The organism is Variovorax guangxiensis (genome assembly GCF_003952165.1).
GTDB classification, from domain to species: domain Bacteria; phylum Pseudomonadota; class Gammaproteobacteria; order Burkholderiales; family Burkholderiaceae_C; genus Variovorax; species Variovorax guangxiensis.
The window spans coordinates 215,111-234,868 of sequence record NZ_RXFT01000010.1; the positions used below are offsets into that span (position 1 = coordinate 215,111).

18 protein-coding genes are annotated in these 19,758 nt (G+C 66.9%); 15 read left to right on the forward strand and 3 right to left on the reverse strand.

Translation table 11 applies throughout. From position 1 onward, the window contains the following. The first annotated feature begins 47 nt into the window (after positions 1 to 47). A complete protein-coding gene (rnr, locus tag EJP67_RS22885; protein ID WP_240650752.1) occupies positions 48 to 2,318 on the forward strand; it encodes a ribonuclease R in 2,271 nt (756 codons plus the stop codon). Positions 2,319 to 2,375: 57 nt separating this feature from the next. Beyond that, entirely contained in the window at positions 2,376 to 3,140 is a 765-nt protein-coding gene (locus EJP67_RS22890) for an SDR family oxidoreductase (protein WP_126024007.1), read from the forward strand. 6 nt (positions 3,141 to 3,146) lie between these two features. Here the strand turns inward: EJP67_RS22890 and EJP67_RS22895 are convergent, their stop codons facing one another. Continuing rightward, positions 3,147 to 4,607, reverse strand: a complete 1,461-nt coding sequence (locus EJP67_RS22895; protein WP_126024008.1) for an NAD(P)H-hydrate dehydratase — start codon at positions 4,605 to 4,607, stop codon at positions 3,147 to 3,149. A 54-nt stretch (positions 4,608 to 4,661) separates the two neighbouring features. On the opposite strand from EJP67_RS22895, the gene EJP67_RS22900 reads away from it, so the two are divergent. Beyond that, entirely contained in the window at positions 4,662 to 5,090 is a 429-nt protein-coding gene (locus EJP67_RS22900) for a hypothetical protein (protein WP_126024010.1), read from the forward strand. Here the strand turns inward: EJP67_RS22900 and EJP67_RS22905 are convergent. Next, positions 5,080 to 6,333 carry a D-amino acid dehydrogenase gene (locus EJP67_RS22905; RefSeq protein ID WP_126024011.1) on the reverse strand — a complete coding sequence of 418 codons (1,254 nt, stop codon included), beginning with the start codon at positions 6,331 to 6,333 and terminating at the stop codon, positions 5,080 to 5,082. The two genes, EJP67_RS22900 and EJP67_RS22905, sit on opposite strands and share 11 nt — an antisense overlap. 56 nt (positions 6,334 to 6,389) lie before the next feature. Next, entirely contained in the window at positions 6,390 to 7,712 is a 1,323-nt protein-coding gene (locus EJP67_RS22910) for an amidase (protein ID WP_126024012.1), read from the reverse strand. Positions 7,713 to 7,919: 207 nt separating this feature from the next. Here EJP67_RS22910 and rpsB point away from each other — a divergent pair, with 207 nt between their 5' ends. From rpsB to fabZ, 12 genes are all read left to right on the forward strand, one after another. Further along, entirely contained in the window at positions 7,920 to 8,672 is a 753-nt protein-coding gene (gene rpsB, locus EJP67_RS22915) for a 30S ribosomal protein S2 (protein WP_126024014.1), read from the forward strand. Positions 8,673 to 8,752: 80 nt separating this feature from the next. Further along, positions 8,753 to 9,676, forward strand: a complete 924-nt coding sequence (gene tsf, locus EJP67_RS22920; RefSeq protein ID WP_126024016.1) for a translation elongation factor Ts — start codon at positions 8,753 to 8,755, stop codon at positions 9,674 to 9,676. 96 nt (positions 9,677 to 9,772) lie between these two features. Continuing rightward, positions 9,773 to 10,495, forward strand: coding sequence for a UMP kinase (gene pyrH / locus EJP67_RS22925; RefSeq protein WP_093202350.1), 723 nt, complete (start codon positions 9,773 to 9,775; stop codon positions 10,493 to 10,495). A gap of 11 nt (positions 10,496 to 10,506) precedes the next feature. After that, positions 10,507 to 11,067 (forward strand): ribosome recycling factor, encoded by a 561-nt coding sequence (gene frr, locus EJP67_RS22930; RefSeq protein WP_126024017.1) that lies wholly within the window; start codon positions 10,507 to 10,509, stop codon positions 11,065 to 11,067. An 8-nt stretch (positions 11,068 to 11,075) separates the two neighbouring features. Then, complete coding sequence (gene uppS / locus EJP67_RS22935) at positions 11,076 to 11,798, forward strand: polyprenyl diphosphate synthase (protein ID WP_126024019.1); 723 nt, start codon at positions 11,076 to 11,078, stop codon at positions 11,796 to 11,798. 18 nt (positions 11,799 to 11,816) lie between these two features. Further along, positions 11,817 to 12,662 carry a phosphatidate cytidylyltransferase gene (locus tag EJP67_RS22940; protein WP_126024020.1) on the forward strand — a complete coding sequence of 282 codons (846 nt, stop codon included), beginning with the start codon at positions 11,817 to 11,819 and terminating at the stop codon, positions 12,660 to 12,662. After that, positions 12,659 to 13,849 carry a 1-deoxy-D-xylulose-5-phosphate reductoisomerase gene (gene ispC, locus EJP67_RS22945; RefSeq protein ID WP_126024022.1) on the forward strand — a complete coding sequence of 397 codons (1,191 nt, stop codon included), beginning with the start codon at positions 12,659 to 12,661 and terminating at the stop codon, positions 13,847 to 13,849. Before EJP67_RS22940 ends, ispC begins: the two co-directional genes overlap by 4 nt. Before the next feature lie 27 nt (positions 13,850 to 13,876). Further along, positions 13,877 to 15,250, forward strand: coding sequence for an RIP metalloprotease RseP (gene rseP / locus EJP67_RS22950; protein ID WP_126024023.1), 1,374 nt, complete (start codon positions 13,877 to 13,879; stop codon positions 15,248 to 15,250). Between the two features lie 38 nt (positions 15,251 to 15,288). After that, a complete protein-coding gene (gene bamA, locus EJP67_RS22955) occupies positions 15,289 to 17,721 on the forward strand; it encodes an outer membrane protein assembly factor BamA (RefSeq protein ID WP_126024025.1) in 2,433 nt (810 codons plus the stop codon). After that, positions 17,722 to 18,273 carry an OmpH/Skp family outer membrane protein gene (locus tag EJP67_RS22960; RefSeq protein ID WP_126024027.1) on the forward strand — a complete coding sequence of 184 codons (552 nt, stop codon included), beginning with the start codon at positions 17,722 to 17,724 and terminating at the stop codon, positions 18,271 to 18,273. A gap of 14 nt (positions 18,274 to 18,287) precedes the next feature. Then, positions 18,288 to 19,265, forward strand: a complete 978-nt coding sequence (gene lpxD / locus EJP67_RS22965) for a UDP-3-O-(3-hydroxymyristoyl)glucosamine N-acyltransferase (RefSeq protein WP_126024028.1) — start codon at positions 18,288 to 18,290, stop codon at positions 19,263 to 19,265. After that, positions 19,262 to 19,735: a 3-hydroxyacyl-ACP dehydratase FabZ gene (fabZ, locus tag EJP67_RS22970; RefSeq protein WP_184637576.1), complete on the forward strand. Its 474-nt coding sequence runs from the start codon at positions 19,262 to 19,264 to the stop codon at positions 19,733 to 19,735. The genes lpxD and fabZ overlap by 4 nt, the downstream gene beginning before the upstream one ends. Positions 19,736 to 19,758 lie beyond the last annotated feature (23 nt).

A 19,758-nucleotide genomic window follows, 5' to 3' on the forward strand; every position in this document is an offset into this window, starting at 1 on the left:
TCAGGAAAGAAGGAGATCATATCAAAAATAACGTCACTTCCAGCGGACTGCTGGATGAAATCGAAGGAACTGTCCAAGGACATCGCGACGGGCACGGCTTCGTGCAGCGCGACGATGGCGAAGCAGACATCTATCTGCCCCCGAATGAAATGCGTGCGGTGCTTCACAAGGACCGCGTCAAGGCGCGCATCGTGCGCCAGGACCGCCGTGGCCGCCCCGAAGGGCGCGTGGTGGAGATCGTCGAGCGTCCTGAGCAGCCCATCATCGGCCGCCTGCTGCACGAAGGCGGCATCTGGCTCGTTGCACCGGAAGACAAGCGCTACGGCCAGGACGTCCTGATTCCCAAGGGAGCCACCGGCCCCGCGAAGGTGGGTCAGGTCGTCGTCGTGCAGCTCACCGAGCCGCCGGCCCTGTTCGGCCAGCCCGTGGGCCGTGTGAAAGAGGTGCTGGGCGAGATCGACGACCCCGGCATGGAGATCGAGATCGCCGTGCGCAAGTACGGCGTGCCGCATGAGTTTTCCGCGGAGTGCCTGGCCGCGTCCAAGGCGCTGCCCGAGAAGGTCCGCCCCGCCGACAAGAAAGGCCGAGTCGACCTCACCGACATCCCGCTCGTCACCATCGACGGCGAAGACGCGCGCGACTTCGACGATGCCGTCTACTGCGAGCCCGCGAAGGTGGGCCGCGGCAAGGGCTGGCGCCTGCTGGTGGCCATTGCCGACGTCAGCGCCTATGTGCAGACCGGCTCGCCCATCGACATCGACGCCTACGACCGCGCCACCAGCGTCTACTTCCCGCGCCGCGTGATTCCGATGCTGCCGGAGAAGCTCTCGAACGGCCTGTGCTCGCTCAACCCCGAGGTCGAGCGCCTGTGCATGGTGTGCGACATGCTGGTCGCCGCCGACGGCGAGATCTACGCCTACCAGTTCTATCCGGCCGTGATGTTCAGCCACGCGCGCTTCACGTACACCGAGGTGGCGGCCATCCTCGGCAACACGCGCGGGCCCGAGGCCGCGAAGCGCAAGGACCGTGTCAAGGACCTGCTGAACCTCGCCGACGTATACAAGGCATTGCTCAAACAGCGCGGCAAGCGCGGCGCCGTCGACTTCGAGACCACCGAGACGCAGATCATCTGCGACGACGCAGGCCGCATCGAAAAGATCGTGCCGCGCACGCGCAACGAGGCACACCGCCTGATCGAAGAAGCGATGCTCGCCGCCAACGTCTGCAGCGCCGACTTCATCGCCGAGGGCAAGCACCCGGGCCTGTACCGCGTGCACGAAGGCCCCACGCCCGAAAAGAAGGAGATTCTGCGCGGCTACCTGAAGGCCATGGGTGTCGGCCTGAGCATCACCGACGACCCCAGGCCCGGTGAATTCCAGGCGATCGCCGAGGCCACCAAGGACCGCCCCGACGCACAGCAGATCCACACCATGCTGCTGCGCTCGATGCAGCAGGCGATCTACACGCCGATCAACAGCGGCCACTTCGGCCTGGCCTACGAGGCCTACACGCACTTCACCAGTCCTATCCGGCGCTATCCGGACCTGCTGGTGCACCGCGTGATCAAGGCGATTCTCGGCAAGACGCGCTACCAGCTGCCGATGCTGCCCACCCCCGGTGAGGCGCATGCCAAGCTGGCCAAGCGACTCGCCTCGCGCGTGAAGGCGCCCACGGCGAAGCCGCAGAAGGCCACCGTCGCGCCCAGCAAGGAAGTCATGGCGTGGGAGGCCGCGGGCCTGCACTGCAGCGCCAACGAGCGCCGCGCCGACGAAGCCAGCCGCGACGTCGAGGCCTGGCTCAAGTGCAAGTACATGCGCGAGCATCTCGGCGAGGAATACGGCGGCGTGGTCACCGCGGCCACCACCTTCGGCATCTTTGTCACGCTCGATGCGATGTACGTCGAGGGCCTGGTGCACATCACCGAGCTCGGCGGCGAGTACTTCAAGTTCGACGAGATGCGCCAGGAGCTGCGCGGCGAACGCACCGGCATCCGCTATGCCATCGGCACGCGAGTGCGGGTGCAGGTGAGCCGCGTCGACCTGGACGGCCGCAAGATCGACTTCCGCCTCGTGCGCGAAGGCGAGGAGCTGACGACGCGGGCCATGAAGGACAAGGGTGCGGCATCATCGGGCGTGCCCTTGAAGGCCTCGGCCAAGCGCAGCACGCGCAACAAGGCGGAAGCCGGCAAGGCCGAGCCGCGTGGCGAGCGGCCCACCTCGGCCACGGCCGGGGCGCAGTCGGCGATGCAGGCCTTCAAGTCGGCGGTGAAGAAAGCCGCCAGCAAGATGAAGGGCAAGGGGCGCAAGCCGCGCCGCTGACCGGGCCTCACGCCATCGAACGAACCATCGACAACCGAAAAGAAAGAGACAGACAGCATGAGCGCTGAAGACAACAAGGGCCGTATCGCCATCGTCACGGGTGCCGGCTCCGGCATCGGCCGCGCCGCCGCGCTGGCGCTGCTGGGCGACGGCTGGAGCGTGGCGCTGGCGGGCCGCCGCCTGGAGCCGCTGGAGCAGGTGGCGGAAGAGTCGGGCGCCGGCGCGCGCGCCTTCGCGGTGCCTACCGACGTATCGAACGCGGCCTCGGTGCAGGCCCTGTTCGCTGCCACCGTCGAGCGTTTCGGCCGCGTCGACCTGCTGTTCAACAACGCCGGCGTCGGCAACCCGCCGGGTCCGTTCGAGGACTGGACGCCCGAGCAGTGGCAGGGTGTGGTCGACATCAACCTGACTGGCATGTTCTTCTGCATCCAGCAGGCCTTCCGCACGATGAAGGCGCAGAAGCCGATGGGCGGGCGCATCATCAACAACGGCTCCATCTCGGCCACGGCGCCGCGTCCGAACTCGGCTGCGTACACCGCGACGAAGCACGCGGTCGAGGGACTCACCAAGACGGCGTCCCTCGATGGCCGCAAGTACGACATCGCCGTGGGGCAGGTGGACGTGGGCAACGCCATGACCGAGCTGGCCGCGCGCATGGCCAAGGGCGTGCCGCAGGCCAATGGCGAACTGGCCATCGAGCCGCTGATCGACGTGAAGATCGTCGGCCAGTCGGTGCTCTACATGGCGAACCTGCCGCTGGAAGCCAACGTGCTGTTCCACACCATCATGGCGACGAAGATGCCCTTCGTCGGGCGCGGCTAGAGCCTTTCAGGCCGGCGCGCGGCGGGCCAGCGTGCCGGCCGTGAGCGGGGCCGCGTCGGCCGGCCAGGTGTCTGCGATGTGGCCGTGTTGCCAGACGGCTTCGCGCGCGGCTTCGAAGGCGGGGCGGCCAGCAGCCAGCGCCGCGCCGATCATTCCGGCCAGCACGTCGCCGGTTCCGGCGGTTGCGAGGCGGGCGTTGCCGCTCAGGTTGATGATCGGTGGCGCTTCGCCAGGGCTGGCGACGACGGTGCCGGATCCCTTGAGTACCGCGACCACTCCGAAGCGCGCGGCGACTCCGCGGGCTGCGGCCAGCCTGTCGGCCTGAACTTCACCGACTGATCGGCCCAGCAGGCGCGCTGCCTCCAGCGGGTGGGGTGTGATCACCGTGGGCGAGCCGCTTTTTCCGCGTGATGCCAGCTGGGCTTGCAGCGCGCCATCGGCAGCGATGGCGTTGAGCGCATCGGCATCGAGCACCAACGCCGCCGCGCTGGAGAACACGCCCGGCAGCAGTTCGCCCACGGCTTCTCCTGCGCCGCAACCGCAGACCGCCGTAATGCTCGAAAGATCCAGAGTCCGGGCATCGCGCAGCATCAGCTCGGGCCGGGCGGTGTCGACGGGAGCCGCGCTCGGGTCGAGCAGACCGACGAACACGCGCCCCGCGCCACCATGCAGTGCCGCGGAGCCGGCGAGAAGGGCGGCGCCGGCCATGCCGGACGCTCCGCCGATCACCGCGACGTCGCCATAGCTGCCCTTGTGCGAGGCGTGGTTGCGCGGCTGCGCTTCGGGTGCTCCTGCGATCCGTGCCGTGGGCTGGTCCTTGAAGGCGCCGCAACCCAGGTCGTCGAACCAGACGGTGCCTGCGGCGTCTCGGCCCTGCGCGGTGAACAGGCCGGGCTTCAGCGTGAGGAAGGTGATGCAGGTGCGAGTCGACGCCTGCGCAGGGCTGACGCCTTGGGCCAGCGTGCCGGTATCCGCGTTCAGGCCCGATGGCACGTCGACGCACAGCACGGGCTGGCCGCTGGTGTGCATCTTCTCCAGCCAGTCGGCCATCGCGCCTTCGGGTGGCCGCGTCGAGCCGATGCCGAGCAATGCGTCGATCGCCAGTTCGTAGTCCGAAGGCGGCGTCGATGCGAAGGCCACGCCGGCATCGCGCGCTCGTTGAAGCGATGCCTTGGCGTCCGGCGGCAGCATGCCTTCATCGCCGATGGACGTGACCACCGGAAAGAAGCCCCGGTGCCGCAACTGGGCGGCAGCCTCGAACCCGTCGCCACCGTTGTTGCCCGGCCCGCAAGCCACCCATACCGTGCGCGCGTGCGGCGCGATTGCCATCGCGAGCCTCGCCACCGCAAGGCCTGCGCGTCGCATCAGCGTGTGGGCGGGCAGGGCGGCCGACGCTGCCTGCTCGATGCGGCGCGTGGCGGCGATGTCGAACAGGCCGGCAGCAGTGGCGGAGGTGATGCGTTGCATCGGCGCATTGTGCCGCTGGCCCGGCTTGCTGCTTGCCTCCCTATCATCCGGGGGATGAACTTCAAAGGCGTCGGCTGGCTGCTTGTCCTGCTTCTCGCGGCGCTCGTTTCGTTCCTGGCCGCAACGAAGGCGTGGATCGCGGGATTCGGGTGGGTGCTGGGCCTGTTGTGCCTCGTGTGGGGCGTCTTCCTGCTGGCGGAGTTCAGGCGATGGGTGCCTCTGCGAGATGTGGCCTGGGCCGCCAATGTCGGTTTCGGCATCAGCGTGATTCGCTGGTTCGACCTGCCGGCCGAGGGTGCCTCCGGCCTGACGCGGCTGGCGCTGCTGGGCGCCGGTGTGCTGTGCCTGATCTTCTTCGCGTTGATCTGCCCCGGCTTGCTGGCCTGGGGCGCCGGCAGGCTGCGGCCTCCGCCCGAGCCGGGGCTTCCCGTCGAGAAGCCCGCAAGCCCCGAAGCCTTGCGCCGGTGGGGCCCTAAAGACTGAGCCGTTCGACCCCGAGCCCTTCGAGGTCGATGCCCGGCTCGCGTCCGGCGATCAGGTCGCCCAGCACGCGCGCGCTGCCACACGAGAGCGCCCAGCCGCTCGACCCATGCCCGAGGTTGAGCCACACGCCCGGAATGCCGCTCGCGCCCAGCACCGGCGGGCCGTCGGGCAGCATCGGCCGCGCGCCTTTCCATTGCTGGATGCCGGACTGCAGCGTGGCGGCGCCCGGAAACCAGTCGTGCAGCACCTTGTAGAGCGTCTGCACCGCGGCAGGGTTCATCGTGTCCAGCGAGCCGCCGATTTCGGCGCTGCCGGCCACGCGCACGCGTTGGCCCAGCCGGGAGATGGCGACCTTGAAGCGCTCGTCCATCACCGCGCTGCGCGGCGCATTGAGCGGCTCGCGGATCGGCGCGCTCACCGAATGGCCGTAGACCGGCGCCATCGGAATGCGCAGGCCCAGCGGTCGCAGCAGCGAGGCCGATTCCAGTCCGGCGCAGACCACGACGGCGTCGTAGCGCACCGGGTCGGAGCCGCTCGCCAGCGACAGCGAGGTGGGGGCCGCGCGGCTCAGCGGCGCGATGTCGCAGTTGAAATGGAACTGCGCACCGAACGACTCGGCCTCCCACTTGAGCAGCAGCGCGAACTGGCGGCAGTTGGCCACTTCGTCCTCGGGCAGGTGGATGGCGCCTGCCAGCGGGGTGTCGGGGTTCAGGGCGGGTTCGATGAGCCGCGCTTCGTCGGCGTCGACTTCCTTGAAGACGCTGCCGGCCGCGCGCAGCACGTCGAGCCCGGGCTGCACCAGCTTCTTCTCGCGCTTGGAGCGAAGCAGCACCAGATAGCCGTCGCTGCGCTCATAGCTGAGTTCGCGTGCCTCGGTCACCTCGTGCAGCCGGTTGCGGCTGTAGAAGGCCAGGCGCTGCATGCGGGCGCGGTTGGCCAGGTAGGTGTCGAGCTTGCAGGCCTTCTGCCAGCGGGAGAGCCAGCCGAGGTCGCGCGAGCCCAGGGGCCAGCGCAGCTTGATGGCACCGTGAGAGGAGAGCAGGGAGCGCAGCACCTTGCCGCGCATGCCGGGGCCGGCCCACGGCGTGACGTATCCGGGAGCGACCACGCCGGCGTTGGCGAAGCTGGCTTCCTCGGCGGCGGCGCCGCGGCGCTCGAAGACGGTCACTTCATGGCCGTCGGAAACCAGTTCCCAGGCGGTGGTGACGCCGATGATGCCGGCGCCCACGATCGCGATTTTCATTGAGTGTTCAGGATGAGAGAGATGGCTGGCGCCCGCGGGACGGGCGCCGTCGGCCGTTATTCTTGCAGCGCGCGCTCGGTCTGGAGCGCCACCGCGAGCACGGCGTCGTCGTGCAGCGCCGCGTGCCACAGCATCAGGCCCACCGGCAGTTCGCCTGGAGCCTGGCAGGGCAGCGAGATGGCGCAGCCGTCGAGCATGTTGACGATCGACGGATTGCGCAGGAGCAGCGCATTGACGCGGAAGAATTCTTCGTCGCGCTCCGCGCCCGGCGCCACGCTGGCGATGGACGGCGCGGTGATCGGCACCGTCGGCGACAGCACGGCGTCGAAGGGCGCGAGCACGGCTTCGACGCGGGCGATCCAGTCGCGGCGGGCGTTGATCAGGTCGATGTATTCGTGCGCCTTCATCGTGGCGCCGCGCAGGATGCGCTGGGCCACGCGCGGGTCGTAGCCCGCGCCGCTGCGTTCCAGCAGCAGGCGGTGCCAGGCGTACGACTCGGCGGCGGAGAAGCCGCCGGTGGCGTTGATGGCGCCCAGCTCGGCGAGCTCGGGCAGGTCGATTTCGACGATGCGGGCGCCGGTGGCGCGAAGCGTCTTCAGCGAGCGTTCGAAGGCGTTGGTCACGGCGGGCTCGATGCCGTCGAAGAACACGTTCTTCACCACGACGAGCCTGTAGGCGGCGAGCGGGGCGTTGCCGGCGGTCACTCGACGGGCGGCGAGGATCTCGTGCGCGGTGATGGCGTCGCGCACCGAGCGGGTCATGGCGCAGGCGGTATCAAGGGTGGTCGAGAGCGGCAGCGCGCCGGCGGTGGGCGTCAGCCGGGCCGTATTCTTGAAGCCGACGATGCCGTTGAGCGCTGCCGGAATGCGGATCGAGCCGCCGGTGTCGGAGCCCAGTCCGATGAAGGCAGCGCCGCTGGCGACCGAAACCGCGGCGCCGGAAGACGAACCGCCCGGGATGCGCGGTACCGCGGGGTCGCTGGCGTTGGCTGGCGTTCCATGATGCGGATTGACGCCAACGCCTGAAAAGGCGAATTCCGTCATGTTGGTCCGGCCGGTCAGTACGCCGCCGGCGGCGCGCAGCCGGGCCACGGCGGGGGAGTCGGCCTTGGCGGCCGGGGCGTGCGCCAGGACGGCGGAGCCGGCGGGCGTGGCCTGACCCTCGACGTCGAAAAGGTCTTTGGCGGTGAAAGCGAGGCCGGCCAGGCGGCTGGCCGGGTCCGACGTGGAGGCGGCGTTCAGGGCCTCGTCGAACATCGTGCGGGTGAAGACGTGCTCGCAGGCCGCGGACCTGGAGATGTCGATGGCGCGCTCCATTTCGGTGCGTGCATCGGTGCCACCTGCCAGAAGGTTGAGACGGGTGGCGTGAAGGTCGTTCATGGAAGGCTGCGGGTGCCGCCGGGACGGCTCGGGTTCAGAGGGAGGGGCGACGGCCGTGCTATACTCTTTGGGTTTCGCTGGTCGGGCAACGGCTCCCGTTGCATCCAGCCAGACACATCCGCAAACCGGCCCAATCAAGGTGTTGTGACTCGATTCAAAGAGCGCAAAACGGGCTGGATTTTAGACCCAACCTTTGGAGTAATTTCAATGTCCACCACCATGCGCGAAATGCTGGAAGCAGGCGTCCATTTCGGTCACCAAACCCGCTTCTGGAACCCCAAGATGGCTCCGTACATCTTCGGCCATCGCAACAAGATCCACATCATCAACCTGGAAAAGTCGCTCCCGATGTTCCAGGAGGCGATGAAGTACGCCAAGCAACTCACCGCCAACCGCGGCACGATCCTGATGGTCGGCACGAAGCGCCAGGCCCGTGAGATCGTGGCGGCGGAAGCCCGCCGCGCCGGCGTGCCCTTCGTCGACACCCGCTGGCTCGGCGGCATGCTGACCAACTTCAAGACCGTCAAGACCTCGATCAAGCGTCTGAAGGACATGAAGGCCCAGCAGGAAGCCGGCCTCGACAGCCTGAGCAAGAAGGAGCAGCTGACCTTCACGCGCGAAATCGAGAAGCTCGAGAAGGACATCGGCGGCATCCAGGACATGACCGCTCTGCCCGACGCCATCTTCGTGATCGACGTGGGCTTCCACAAGATCGCCGTGGCCGAAGCCAAGAAGCTCGGCATTCCGCTGATCGGCGTGGTGGACTCCAACCACTCGCCCGAAGGCATCGACTACGTGATCCCCGGCAACGACGACTCGTCGAAGGCTGTCACGCTGTATGCCCGCGGCATCGCCGATGCGATCATCGAAGGCCGCAACAGCGCCACCGGCGACGTGGTCAAGGCCATCGCCGAAGGCAATGACGAATTCGTCGAAGTCGAAGAGGGCGCCTCGGCCTGATTGGCGCGCCCGCGAGCCTGAAGAAGGGGCTTTGGTGCCCCTTTTTTTTAACCTGATTTTTGAATTCACGGAGATACGAAATGGCTGCAATCACCGCAAGCATGGTGGGCGAACTGCGCGCAAAGACCGACGCGCCGATGATGGAATGCAAGAAGGCCCTGACCGAGGCCGACGGCAACATGGAAAAGGCCGAAGAGCTGCTGCGCATCAAGCTCGGCAACAAGGCTGGCAAGGCCTCGAGCCGCATCACCGCCGAAGGCGTGGTGGCCGCATACGTTGGCGGTGACGCCGGCGCGATGATCGAAGTCAACTGCGAAACCGACTTCGTCTCGAAGAACGACAGCTTCCTGGCCCTGGTCAATGCCGCCGCCAAGCTGATCGCCGAGAAGAACCCCGCCGACATCGCCGCGCTGGGCGCCCTGGCCTACGAGCAGGACGGCTTCGGCCCCACGCTCGAGGACGTGCGCAAGGGCCTGATCGGCAAGATCGGCGAGAACATGACGTTCCGCCGCTTCAAGCGCTTCGCCGGCAATGGCAAGCTGGCCTCCTACCTGCACGGCACGCGCATCGGCGTGATGGTGGAGTTCGAGGGCGACGACACCGCTGCCAAGGACGTCGCGATGCACATCGCCGCCATGAAGCCTGTGTCGGTTGCTGCTTCGGACGTGCCCGCCGAGCTGATCGAGAAGGAACGCGCAGTTGCCGCCGGCAAGGCCGAGGAAGACCGCAAGACGGCCGAAGCCGAAGGCAAGAAGCCCCAGCCGGCCGACATCGTCGCCAAGCGCATCGAAGGCGGCGTGCAGAAGTTCCTCAAGGAAGTTTCGCTGCACAACCAGCCCTTCGTGAAGAACGACAAGCAGACCGTCGAGCAGATGCTCAAGGCCGTCAACACCACGATCAAGGGCTTCACCCTGTACGTGGTCGGCGAAGGCATTGAGAAGAAAGTTGACGACTTCGCCGCTGAAGTCGCAGCCCAAGTCGCCGCAGCCAAGGCTGCCGCTTAAGCCTTTACGGCTCCAGCGACGGTGCGTTCGCGCGCACCGTCGTTTTTTCATCGCCACGTTTTACACTCGTCCCGACCCAACCAAAGGAAATTGCCCATGTCTGATGCCCGCCCAGCCCACAAGCGAATCTTGTTGAAGCTGTCGGGAGAGGCATTGATGGGTGACGACGCCTTCGGCATCAACCGTGCGACCATTGTGCGCATGGTGCAGGAGGTGGCCGAGGTCGTGAACATGGGGGTCGAGGTGGCGGTCGTGATCGGCGGCGGCAACATCTTCCGCGGCGTAGCGGGCGGCTCCGTCGGCATGGACCGCGCAACCGCCGACTACATGGGCATGCTGGCCACGGTCATGAACTCGCTGGCCCTGGCCGATGCGATGGACAAGCAGGGCCTCGTGGCCCGCGTGATGTCCGCCATCGCCATCGAGCAGGTGGTCGAGCCCTATGTGCGCCCCAAGGCGCTGCAGTACCTCGAAGAGGGCAAGGTCGTGGTGTTCGCGGCCGGCACGGGCAACCCGTTCTTCACCACCGACACGGCCGCCGCGCTGCGCGGTGCCGAAATCGGCGCCGAGCTGGTGCTCAAGGCGACCAAGGTCGACGGCGTCTATACCGCCGACCCCAAGACCAACCCCGACGCGACCCGCTACGCCACGCTGACCTTCGACGAGGCGATTGCGAAGAACCTCGGCATCATGGACGCCACGGCCTTCGCGCTGTGCCGCGACCAGAAGCTGCCGATCAAGGTGTTCTCGATCTTCAAGAATGGCGCGCTCAAGCGCGTCGTCATGGGCGAGGACGAAGGCACGCTGGTGCATGCCTAGGAGTATTTGAGATGACCATTGCAGACATCCGCAGTGCGACCGACGCGAAGATGAACCAGTCGATCGCCGCATTCCAGAACAACCTCACCAAGATCCGTACCGGCCGCGCCAACTCGGCGCTGCTCGACGCGATCCACGTCGAGTACTACGGCTCGCAGGTGCCGCTGAGCCAGGTGGCCAACGTGTCGGTGCTCGATTCGCGCACGCTCAGCGTGCAGCCCTGGGAAAAGGGCATGGGCGCCAAGATCGAGAAGGCCATCCGCGAAAGCGACCTGGGCCTCAACCCCGCCTCGATGGGCGACCTGATCCGCGTGCCGCTGCCGGCAATGAGCGAAGAGCGCCGCAAGGAAATGACCAAGCTCGTCCGCAACGAAGGCGAGAGCGCCAAGATCGCCACGCGCAACCTGCGCCGTGATGCGAACGAAGCGGTCAAGAAGCTGGTCAAGGAAAAGCTGGCGTCGGAAGACGACCAGAAGCGCGCCGAAGCCGAGATCCAGAAGGTCACCGACCGCCATATCGCGGAAATCGACCGCCTGGTCGCGGCCAAGGAAGCGGAGATCATGGCCGTTTGAGGCCCGCCATGGCCTCGTCGGCGCCGCGCATTCCCCACCACGTTGCCATCGTCATGGACGGCAACGGCCGCTGGGCGACGCGGCGCTTTCTTCCCCGCATCGCGGGGCACAAGCAGGGCGTCGAATCGCTGCGCCGCTGCGTCAAGGCCTGCGCCGAGCGCGGCGTGGGTGTGCTCACCGTGTTCGCGTTCTCGTCCGAGAACTGGAACCGTCCCGTCGAGGAGGTTTCCGGGCTGATGGAACTGATGGTCGGTGCGCTTGCTCGCGAGGTGCCCAAGCTCAGCGCCGACGGCGTGCGGCTGCATTTCGTCGGCGAGCGCGCCGGTCTGTCGCCCAAGATGGTGAACGGCCTGCTCGACGCCGAAGCCGCCACGGCGCACAACACCCGGCTCGTGCTCAACGTCTGCTTCAACTACGGCGGCCGCTGGGACATCGCACAGGCCGCAGCCAAGCTTGCAGCACAGGGCGAAGCGATCACCGAGCTCAGCCTCGATCGCGCCATGGCCCTGGCCCACGTGCCCGACCCCGACCTGTTCATCCGCACCGGCGGCGAGCAGCGTCTCTCCAACTTCCTGCTCTGGCAGAGTGCCTACGCCGAGCTTTTCTTCAGCGACAAGCTGTGGCCCGAGTTCGACGAGGCAGCGCTGGACGAGGCCATTGCCGCGTTCCAGGGCCGCGAGCGGCGTTTCGGACAGACCTCGGCGCAAGTCTCTTCCACCGCCGCGGCCTGACGGCCAGGCAGCCTCCGCATGCTCAAGCAACGCATCATCACGGCGATCGTGCTCCTCGCGATCCTGCTGCCGGCGCTGTTCTACCCAAGCTATATCCCCTTCGGCTGCGTCATGCTGGTGCTGATCGGCGCCGCCGCCTGGGAGTGGGGGCGTCTGAACGGCTATGGGCAGGGGGTGTCGCTGTTCCTCGGTGCCGAGACGGTGGTGCTCTGCGGGCTCTCCTGGTGGCTCGGGCTGCTGGAGCAGCCCCTGGTCGTGATGTGGACCCTGGCGAGCGCTGCCTGGGTGCTGGGCGGCGCGGCTTTGCTGCGCGTGGCAGTGCCGGGCTGGCCCCGCATTCCGCGCGGGCTGCGGCTGGTCGGTGGCCTGCTGGCGCTGTGGGTAGCGTGGCTGGCTGCGGTGCAGGCGCGCATGATCGGCATCAACTTCCTGCTGTCGATCCTCGTGCTGGTGTGGGTGGCCGACGTATTCGCCTATTTCGCCGGCCGGGCCTTCGGCCTCAAGTTCACCCGCAACAAGCTCGCTCCGGCGATCAGTCCCGGCAAGAGCTGGGAAGGCGTGTGGGGCGGCATGGTCGGTGTGGTGGTGCTGGCTTTCGCCTGGGTCTGGGCCGACAAGGCCGCGGGCGCCACGGTGGCCAGCCTGTATACCCGTCTCGCCGAGCGTGGCTGGTGGCTGCTGCTGCTGGCTGCGTTGTTCCTCGCGGCCATGAGCGTCGTGGGCGACCTCGTCGAATCTCTCATCAAGCGCAGCGCCGGCGCCAAGGACAGCAGCAGGCTGCTGCCCGGCCACGGCGGCGTCCTCGACCGCGTGGATGCCCTCTTGCCGGCCCTTCCCATTGCCATGATGCTGGCTTTCCTGTGAATTCACCCAGAAGACAACGCGTCACGGTGCTCGGCTCGACCGGTTCGGTCGGCGTGAGCACGCTCGACGTCATTTCGCGCCACCCCGAGCGCTTCGAGGTTTTCGCGCTTTCCGCGGCCACCAAGGTCGACGAGATGCTGGCGCAGTGCGCCCAGTTCACGCCCAGGTTCGCCGTGATGGCCAGCGCGCCGCACGCCGCGCTGCTGGCCGAGAAGCTCAAGCAGAATGGCCTGAAGACGGTCGTACTGATAGGGGGCGATGCTCTCGAAACGATAGCGTCGCACGACGAGGTCGATTCCGTGATGGCTGCCATCGTCGGTGCCGCTGGCCTGGGGCCATGCTTGGCGGCCGCGCGCGCCGGCAAGCGGCTCCTGCTGGCCAACAAGGAAGCGCTGGTCGTCGGCGGCGAACTCTTCATGTGCACCGTGCGCGAGGGTGGGGCGACGCTGCTGCCCATCGACAGCGAGCATTCCGCCATCTTCCAGTCGCTGCCCGAGGACCCGTCCACCTGGGCGCGGCGCATCGACAAGATCATCCTGACCGCCTCGGGAGGCCCGTTCCGCACCCGTGCGCCGGAAACCCTGGGCGCGGTGACGCCCGAGCAGGCCTGCGCCCATCCGAACTGGGTCATGGGCCGCAAGATTTCGGTCGATTCGGCCACGATGATGAACAAGGCGCTCGAGGTGATCGAGGCGCGCCATCTGTTCGGCGTCTCGCCCGAGCAGATCGAGGTGGTCATCCATCCGCAGAGCGTGGTGCACTCGATGGTGCAGTTCACCGATGCGTCGGTCATCGCCCAGCTCGGCACGCCCGACATGCGGGTGCCGATCGCGGTGGGCCTGGCCTGGCCCGAGCGCATCGAAAGCGGCGCCGCGCGGCTCGACTTCCGGCAGATGGGCTCGCTGACCTTCGAATCGCCCGATGCGGCGCTTTTCCCGGGGCTGGGCCTTGCATGGCACGCGCTGCGCGCCGCGCCCGGCACGACGGCTGTGCTCAATGCCGCCAACGAGGTCGCAGTTGAAGCATTCCTCAACCGCCGCCTGCGTTTCGATTGCATACATGCGGTCAACATGGAAACTTTGGAAAGAGTCGCCCCCTCCAAGCCGGCATCGCTGGCTGACCTGCTGGCGATCGACGCCAGCGCCCGGGCGGCAGCCAATGCCGCGGCGCTGCGATTCGCTGCCTGACGCCTCCCTCGTAAAGCAAGGACTCCGATGCTGCTTACTGTCATAGCCTTTGTGGTTGCGCTCGGTGTCCTGATCGCGGTGCACGAATACGGCCACTATCGCGTGGCGGTGGCCTACGGCGTCAAGGTGGAGCGCTTCTCCGTCGGCTTCGGCAAGGCGCTTTTCCGTTGGCAGCCCAGGCGCCAGCATCCGGGCCAGCAGACCGAGTTCGTCATCGGCGCATTTCCCTTCGGCGGCTACGTCAAGATGCTCGACGAGCGTGAAGGCCCCGTGGCACCCGAGGAACGCCACCGCGCCTTCAACACGCAGCCGCTGCGTTCGCGCGCGGCCATCGTGGCCGCGGGGCCGATCGCCAATCTGCTGCTGGCGGTGGCGCTCTACACGGCAGTCAACTGGATCGGCGTGCAGGAGCCGGTCGCCACGTTGGCGCGGCCGGTGGCAGGCTCCCTTGCCGAGTTGGCGGGCCTGAAGGGCGGCGAGCACATCTCCCGGGCTGGGTTCGACGGCGAGCTGACGCCGGTCCAGTCCTTCGAGGACCTGCGCTGGCGCATGACGCGCGGAGCGCTCGATGGTCGCGACCTGAAGCTCGAGGTCGCGGGCGAGGGTGGTCGGCCCGCGCGCGAGCTGGTGCTCCCGCTCAGCCGCATGGAGACCAAGGACGCCGATCCGCAGATGTTCCGAAAGATCGGCGTGCTGGCGCCCCTGACGCGCCCCGAGATCGGCGAAGTCATGAAGGGCAGCGCGGCCGAAGCGGCGGGCCTGCTCAACGGCGACGTGGTGCGCGCCATCGGCGGCACGCCGATCATCGACGGGCAGCAGCTGCGCGAGGCGATCCGGGCGTCGGTCGACGGTGGCCAGCCGCGCACGCAGGCATGGCAGATCGAGCGCGGCGGCCGGGCGCTCGCCATCGACGTGAAGCCCGAAGTGCGGGAAGAGGGCGGCGCCAAGGTGGGGCGCGTGGGCGCCTATGTTGGCGCGCCGCCCGAAATGGTGACCGTGCGCCAGGGCGTGGTCGACGGCATCTGGCGCGGCGTGGTGCGTACCTGGGAGGTTTCGGCGCTGACCGTGCGCATGATGGGCAAGATGGTCATCGGCGAGGCGTCGGTCAAGAATCTCAGTGGTCCGCTCACCATCGCGGACTACGCGGGCAAGTCCGCAAGCCTCGGTTTCACCCAGTACCTGGTCTTCCTGGCGCTCATCAGCGTGAGCCTCGGGGTGCTCAATCTCATGCCGCTGCCGGTCCTCGATGGAGGACACCTGATGTATTATCTTTGGGAGGGCCTGACCGGCAAGAGCGTCTCTGACGCCTGGATGGAACGGCTTCAGCGCGGGGGTGTGGCCCTGCTGCTGGTCATGATGTCGGTCGCACTCTTCAACGACGTCACGCGGCTCTTTGGTTAACTTTCTGCCGGCCCTTTCCGTGCCGGCTCAATTCACAGATGAACAAAAACTTCAGTCGCTTTCGCCTGCGTAGCGTTGTCGCGGTGGTTGCCAGTGCGCTTGCGGCTTCGGCCGCCTGGGCAGTCGAACCTTTCACGGTGCGCGACATCCGCGTCGAAGGCCTGCAACGCGTCGAGGCCGGTACGGTCTTTGCGTCGCTGCCGCTTCGCGTGGGCGATACCTACAGCGATGAGCGCGGCTCCGCCGCGATTCGCGCGCTGTTCGATCTGGGGTTGTTCAAGGACGTGCGCATCGACGTGAACGGCAACGTGCTGGTGGTCATCGTGGAAGAGCGTCCGACCATCGCCGATGTCGACTTCGTCGGCACCAAGGAATTCGACAAGGCCGCGCTGCAGAAGGCGCTGCGCGAAGTGGGCCTGGCCGATGGCCGCCCCTACGACAAGGCGCTGGCCGACCGTGCGGAGCAGGAGCTCAAGCGCCAGTACGTGAGCCGCAGCCTCTACAACGCGCAGGTCGTGACCACCGTCACGCCCATCGAGCGCAACCGCGTCAACCTGACCTTCACCGTGACCGAAGGCGAGTCGGCCCGCATCCGCGAAGTGCGCGTGGTGGGCAACAAGGCCTTCAGCGAATCGACGCTGCTGAGCCTGTTCGACCAGGACAGCGGCGGCTTCATGAGCTGGTACACGAAGTCGAACCAGTATTCGCGCGCCAAGCTCAACGCCGACCTCGAAACCCTGCGCTCGTACTACATCACGCGCGGCTATCTCGAGTTCCGCATCGACTCGACGCAGGTCGCCATCTCCCCGGACCGCAAGGACCTGACGGTGACGGTGAACATCACCGAAGGCGAGAAGTTCGTGGTGTCGAGCGTCAAGCTCGATGGCAACTACCTCGGCCGCGACGACGAGTTCAAGTCGCTCATCACCATCAAGCCGGGCGAGCCCTACAACGGCGAGCAGGTCACGGAGACCACCAAGGCGTTCAACGACTACTTCGGCACCTTCGGCTACGCCTTTGCGCGCGTGCAGGCGCGCCCCGAGATCGACCGCGTCAACAACCGCGTGGCCCTCACGCTGCAGGCCGAGCCCTCGCGCCGCGTGTACGTGCGCCGCGTTTCGGTCGGCGGCAACAACAAGACCCGCGACGAGGTGATCCGTCGCGAGTTCCGCCAGTACGAGGCCTCCTGGTACGACGGCGACAAGATCAAGCTCTCGCGCGACCGCGTGGACCGCCTGGGCTTCTTCACCGAAGTGAACGTCGATACGCAGGAAGTGCCCGGCTCGCCGGACCAGGTGGACCTGACCGTCAGCGTGGTTGAGAAGCCCACTGGCAGCCTGCAGCTCGGCGCCGGCTACTCCAGCGCGGAAAAGGTCGCGCTGACCTTCGGCATCTCGCAGGAGAACGTGTTCGGCTCGGGCAACTTCCTGGGCGTGCAGGTCAACACCAGCAAGTACAACCGCACGCTGTCGCTGACGGCTACCGACCCGTACTTCACGGCCGACGGCATCTCGCGCACTTTCAGCATCTACCACACCACGACGCGTCCGTACCAGACCTCGACCGACGGCGACTACAAGCTGGTGAACCAGGGCGCATCCGTGCGCTTCGGTGTGCCGTTCAGCGAGGTCGACACCGTCTTCTTCGGCGTCGGCATCGAGCGTTATGCGTTCGATCCCAACAGCTCGACCGCCTTCTCCGGCCTGTACACGCCGCCGTCGTACCTCAACTACTTCCAGTGCAAGAAGGACCCGACGGGCCTGCTGGTGACCGGCTGCGACCAGAAGAGCGTCTGGGGCATTCCGCTGAGCGTCGGCTGGGGCCGCGACAGCCGCGACAGCGCGCTGATCCCGACCACCGGCCGCCTGCAACGCGCCAACCTCGAGGTGGGTGCCGCCGGCGACATGAAGTACGTCAAGACGAACTACCAGTACCAGCAGTTCTTCGCAATCAACAAGCAGTACACCTTCTCGATCAACGGCGAGGTCGGCTACGCCAAAGCCTTCGGCAACAAGGTCTATCCGATCTTCAAGAACTTCTACGCGGGTGGCCTGGGTTCGGTGCGCGGCTTCGAGCAGAACTCGCTGGGTCCGCGTGATGCGCCGCTGTTCCTGCAGAGCGAAGGCGCGGCCATCGGGGGTACGAAGAAGGCGATCTTCAATGCGGAGCTGAGCACGCCGTTCCCCGGCGCCGGCAACGACCGCACCCTGCGTCTGTACGGCTTCTTCGACGTCGGCAACGTCTTCGGCACCCGTGCCGCCGGCGTGACCGACGAGCAATGGAAGGCCGAGAAGAAGCTGCGCGCCTCGGTCGGCCTTGGCGTCAGCTGGATCTCGCCGCTGGGCCCGCTGCGCCTTGCCTACGCCTTCCCGATCAAGTCCCAGAAGGAAGTGGGGCAACCGTTCACGGCAGGCTATATCCCGAAGGATAGAATTCAGCGCCTCCAATTCCAGATCGGAACGTCTTTCTAAATGAAGCATTTGATCCGCGCCGCGGCCGGCGCGTTGTTGATTCCCGCTTTCGCACTTGCCACGGCACCTGCCCAGGCACAGGCGCAGGAAACTTTTCGCATCGGCTTTGTGAATCCGGACCGCGTGCTGCGTGAAGCGCAGCCCGCCAAGACTGCCCAGGCAAAGCTCGAGGCGGAGTTCCTGAAGCGCGAGAAAGACCTGACCGCGCAGGGCGATGCCCTGAAGGCTGCTTCCGAGAAGTTCGAGCGCGAGGCACCCACCCTCTCTGAAACCCAGCGCGTTGCCCGCCAGCGCGCCCTGGTCGATCAGGACCGCGACTTCCAGCGCAAGCGCCGCGAGTTCCAGGAAGACCTGAACGCGCGCAAGAACGAAGAGCTCCAGCAGGTCTACGAGCGTGCCAACCGCGTGGTGAAGCAGGTGGCCGAGGCCGAGAAGTACGACGCCATCCTGCAGGAAGCGATCTACATCAATCCGAAGCACGACATCACCGACAAGGTGATCAAGGCGCTGAACGCGTCCGTCGCTTCTCCTGCGCCCGCGGCCGGCAAGTAACGCCGCGAACCGGCGTGTCACTGCAGCTCGGAGCCATTGTTGACGCCCTCGGGGGCGAGCTTCATGGCGATGCGGCGCTGTCCATCGAGCGGCTCGCGCCTCTCCAGAATGCACAGCCCGATGCGCTCAGCTTCCTGAGCCATCCCAAATACCAGCAGGAGCTGGCGGCTTCGAAGGCCGCCTGCGTGATCGTGTCGCCCGCCATGCGCGAGGCGGCAGCTGCGCGTGGCGCCTACATCGTTACGCCCGATCCGTACCTCTACTTCGCCCGTCTCACGCAGCTGTGGAAGGCGCACCATGCGCGCCCGGAGGCCGACCGCGTCCATCCCAGCGCGGTGATCCATCCTGAAGCGCTGGTCGACGCCACGGCGCGCATCGGCGCGCTGTGCGTGGTGGAGCGGGGCGCCCGCATCGGCGCGGGCACCGTGCTGAAGTCACGCGTGACGGTCAGCGAGGACTGCGTCATCGGCGAGCGCTGCCTGCTGCATCCCGGCGTGGTGATCGGCGCCGACGGCTTCGGGCTCGCTCCACACGAGGGGCGCTGGATCAAGATCGAGCAGCTCGGAGCCGTGCGCATCGGCAACGACGTCGAGATCGGTGCCAACACCTGCATCGACCGCGGCGCTCTGGACGACACCGTCATCGAAGACGGCGTGAAGCTCGACAACCTGATCCAGATCGGCCACAACGTCCGGGTCGGCAAGAACACGGCCATGGCGGGCTGCGTCGGCGTGGCCGGGAGCGCCATCATCGGGGCCGGCTGCACCTTCGGTGGCGGCGCCATCGTGCTGGGGCACCTGACGGTCGCCGACGGCGTGCATGTGTCGGCCGCGACCGTGGTCACCCGGTCCATCCACAAGGCCGGCCAATACACCGGCATGTTTCCCATCGATGACAATGCGAACTGGGAAAAGAATGCGGCAACGCTCAAGCAGTTGCACAGCCTGCGCGAACGACTGAAGGCGCTGGAGAAGGCTCCCTCGAAAAAATGACGACGATGCAGGAACAGAAAATCATGACGACGCTCGATATCCATCAAATCCTCAAGCTGCTGCCTCACCGCTACCCGTTCCTGCTGGTGGACCGCGTGCTGGACATGGAAAAGGGCAAGCGCATCACGGCGCTGAAGAACGTGACGATGAACGAGCCGTTCTTCAACGGCCACTTCCCGCACCGCCCTGTGATGCCGGGCGTGCTGATGCTCGAAGCGATGGCCCAGGCGGCGGCGCTGCTGTCCTTCCATTCGCTGGACATCGTGCCGGACGACAACACCGTCTACTACTTCGCTGCCATCGACGGCGCCCGCTTCAAGCGTCCGGTGGAGCCGGGCGACCAACTCACCCTCGAAGTCGAGATCGAGCGCATGAAGGCGGGCATCTCCAAGTTCAAGGGCCGGGCCCTGGTGGGCACCGAGCTCGCCTGCGAGGCGTCGCTGATGTGCGCCATGCGCCAGATCAACTGATGGCCGGCCGCAGCCAGTTGCTT

Coding starts and splice junctions, on each gene's coding strand:
- rseP (WP_126024023.1), top strand. CDS start 13,877: ATGCTGCTTACTGTCATAGCCTTTGTGGTTGCGCTCGGTGTCCTGATC.
- EJP67_RS22890 (WP_126024007.1), top strand. CDS start 2,376: ATGAGCGCTGAAGACAACAAGGGCCGTATCGCCATCGTCACGGGTGCC.
- uppS (WP_126024019.1), top strand. CDS start 11,076: ATGGCCTCGTCGGCGCCGCGCATTCCCCACCACGTTGCCATCGTCATG.
- bamA (WP_126024025.1), top strand. CDS start 15,289: ATGAACAAAAACTTCAGTCGCTTTCGCCTGCGTAGCGTTGTCGCGGTG.
- EJP67_RS22900 (WP_126024010.1), top strand. CDS start 4,662: ATGAACTTCAAAGGCGTCGGCTGGCTGCTTGTCCTGCTTCTCGCGGCG.
- EJP67_RS22940 (WP_126024020.1), top strand. CDS start 11,817: ATGCTCAAGCAACGCATCATCACGGCGATCGTGCTCCTCGCGATCCTG.
- frr (WP_126024017.1), top strand. CDS start 10,507: ATGACCATTGCAGACATCCGCAGTGCGACCGACGCGAAGATGAACCAG.
- EJP67_RS22895 (WP_126024008.1), bottom strand. CDS start 4,607: ATGCAACGCATCACCTCCGCCACTGCTGCCGGCCTGTTCGACATCGCC.
- fabZ (WP_184637576.1), top strand. CDS start 19,262: ATGACGACGATGCAGGAACAGAAAATCATGACGACGCTCGATATCCAT.
- EJP67_RS22960 (WP_126024027.1), top strand. CDS start 17,722: ATGAAGCATTTGATCCGCGCCGCGGCCGGCGCGTTGTTGATTCCCGCT.
- EJP67_RS22905 (WP_126024011.1), bottom strand. CDS start 6,333: ATGAAAATCGCGATCGTGGGCGCCGGCATCATCGGCGTCACCACCGCC.
- pyrH (WP_093202350.1), top strand. CDS start 9,773: ATGTCTGATGCCCGCCCAGCCCACAAGCGAATCTTGTTGAAGCTGTCG.
- rpsB (WP_126024014.1), top strand. CDS start 7,920: ATGTCCACCACCATGCGCGAAATGCTGGAAGCAGGCGTCCATTTCGGT.
- tsf (WP_126024016.1), top strand. CDS start 8,753: ATGGCTGCAATCACCGCAAGCATGGTGGGCGAACTGCGCGCAAAGACC.
- EJP67_RS22910 (WP_126024012.1), bottom strand. CDS start 7,712: ATGAACGACCTTCACGCCACCCGTCTCAACCTTCTGGCAGGTGGCACC.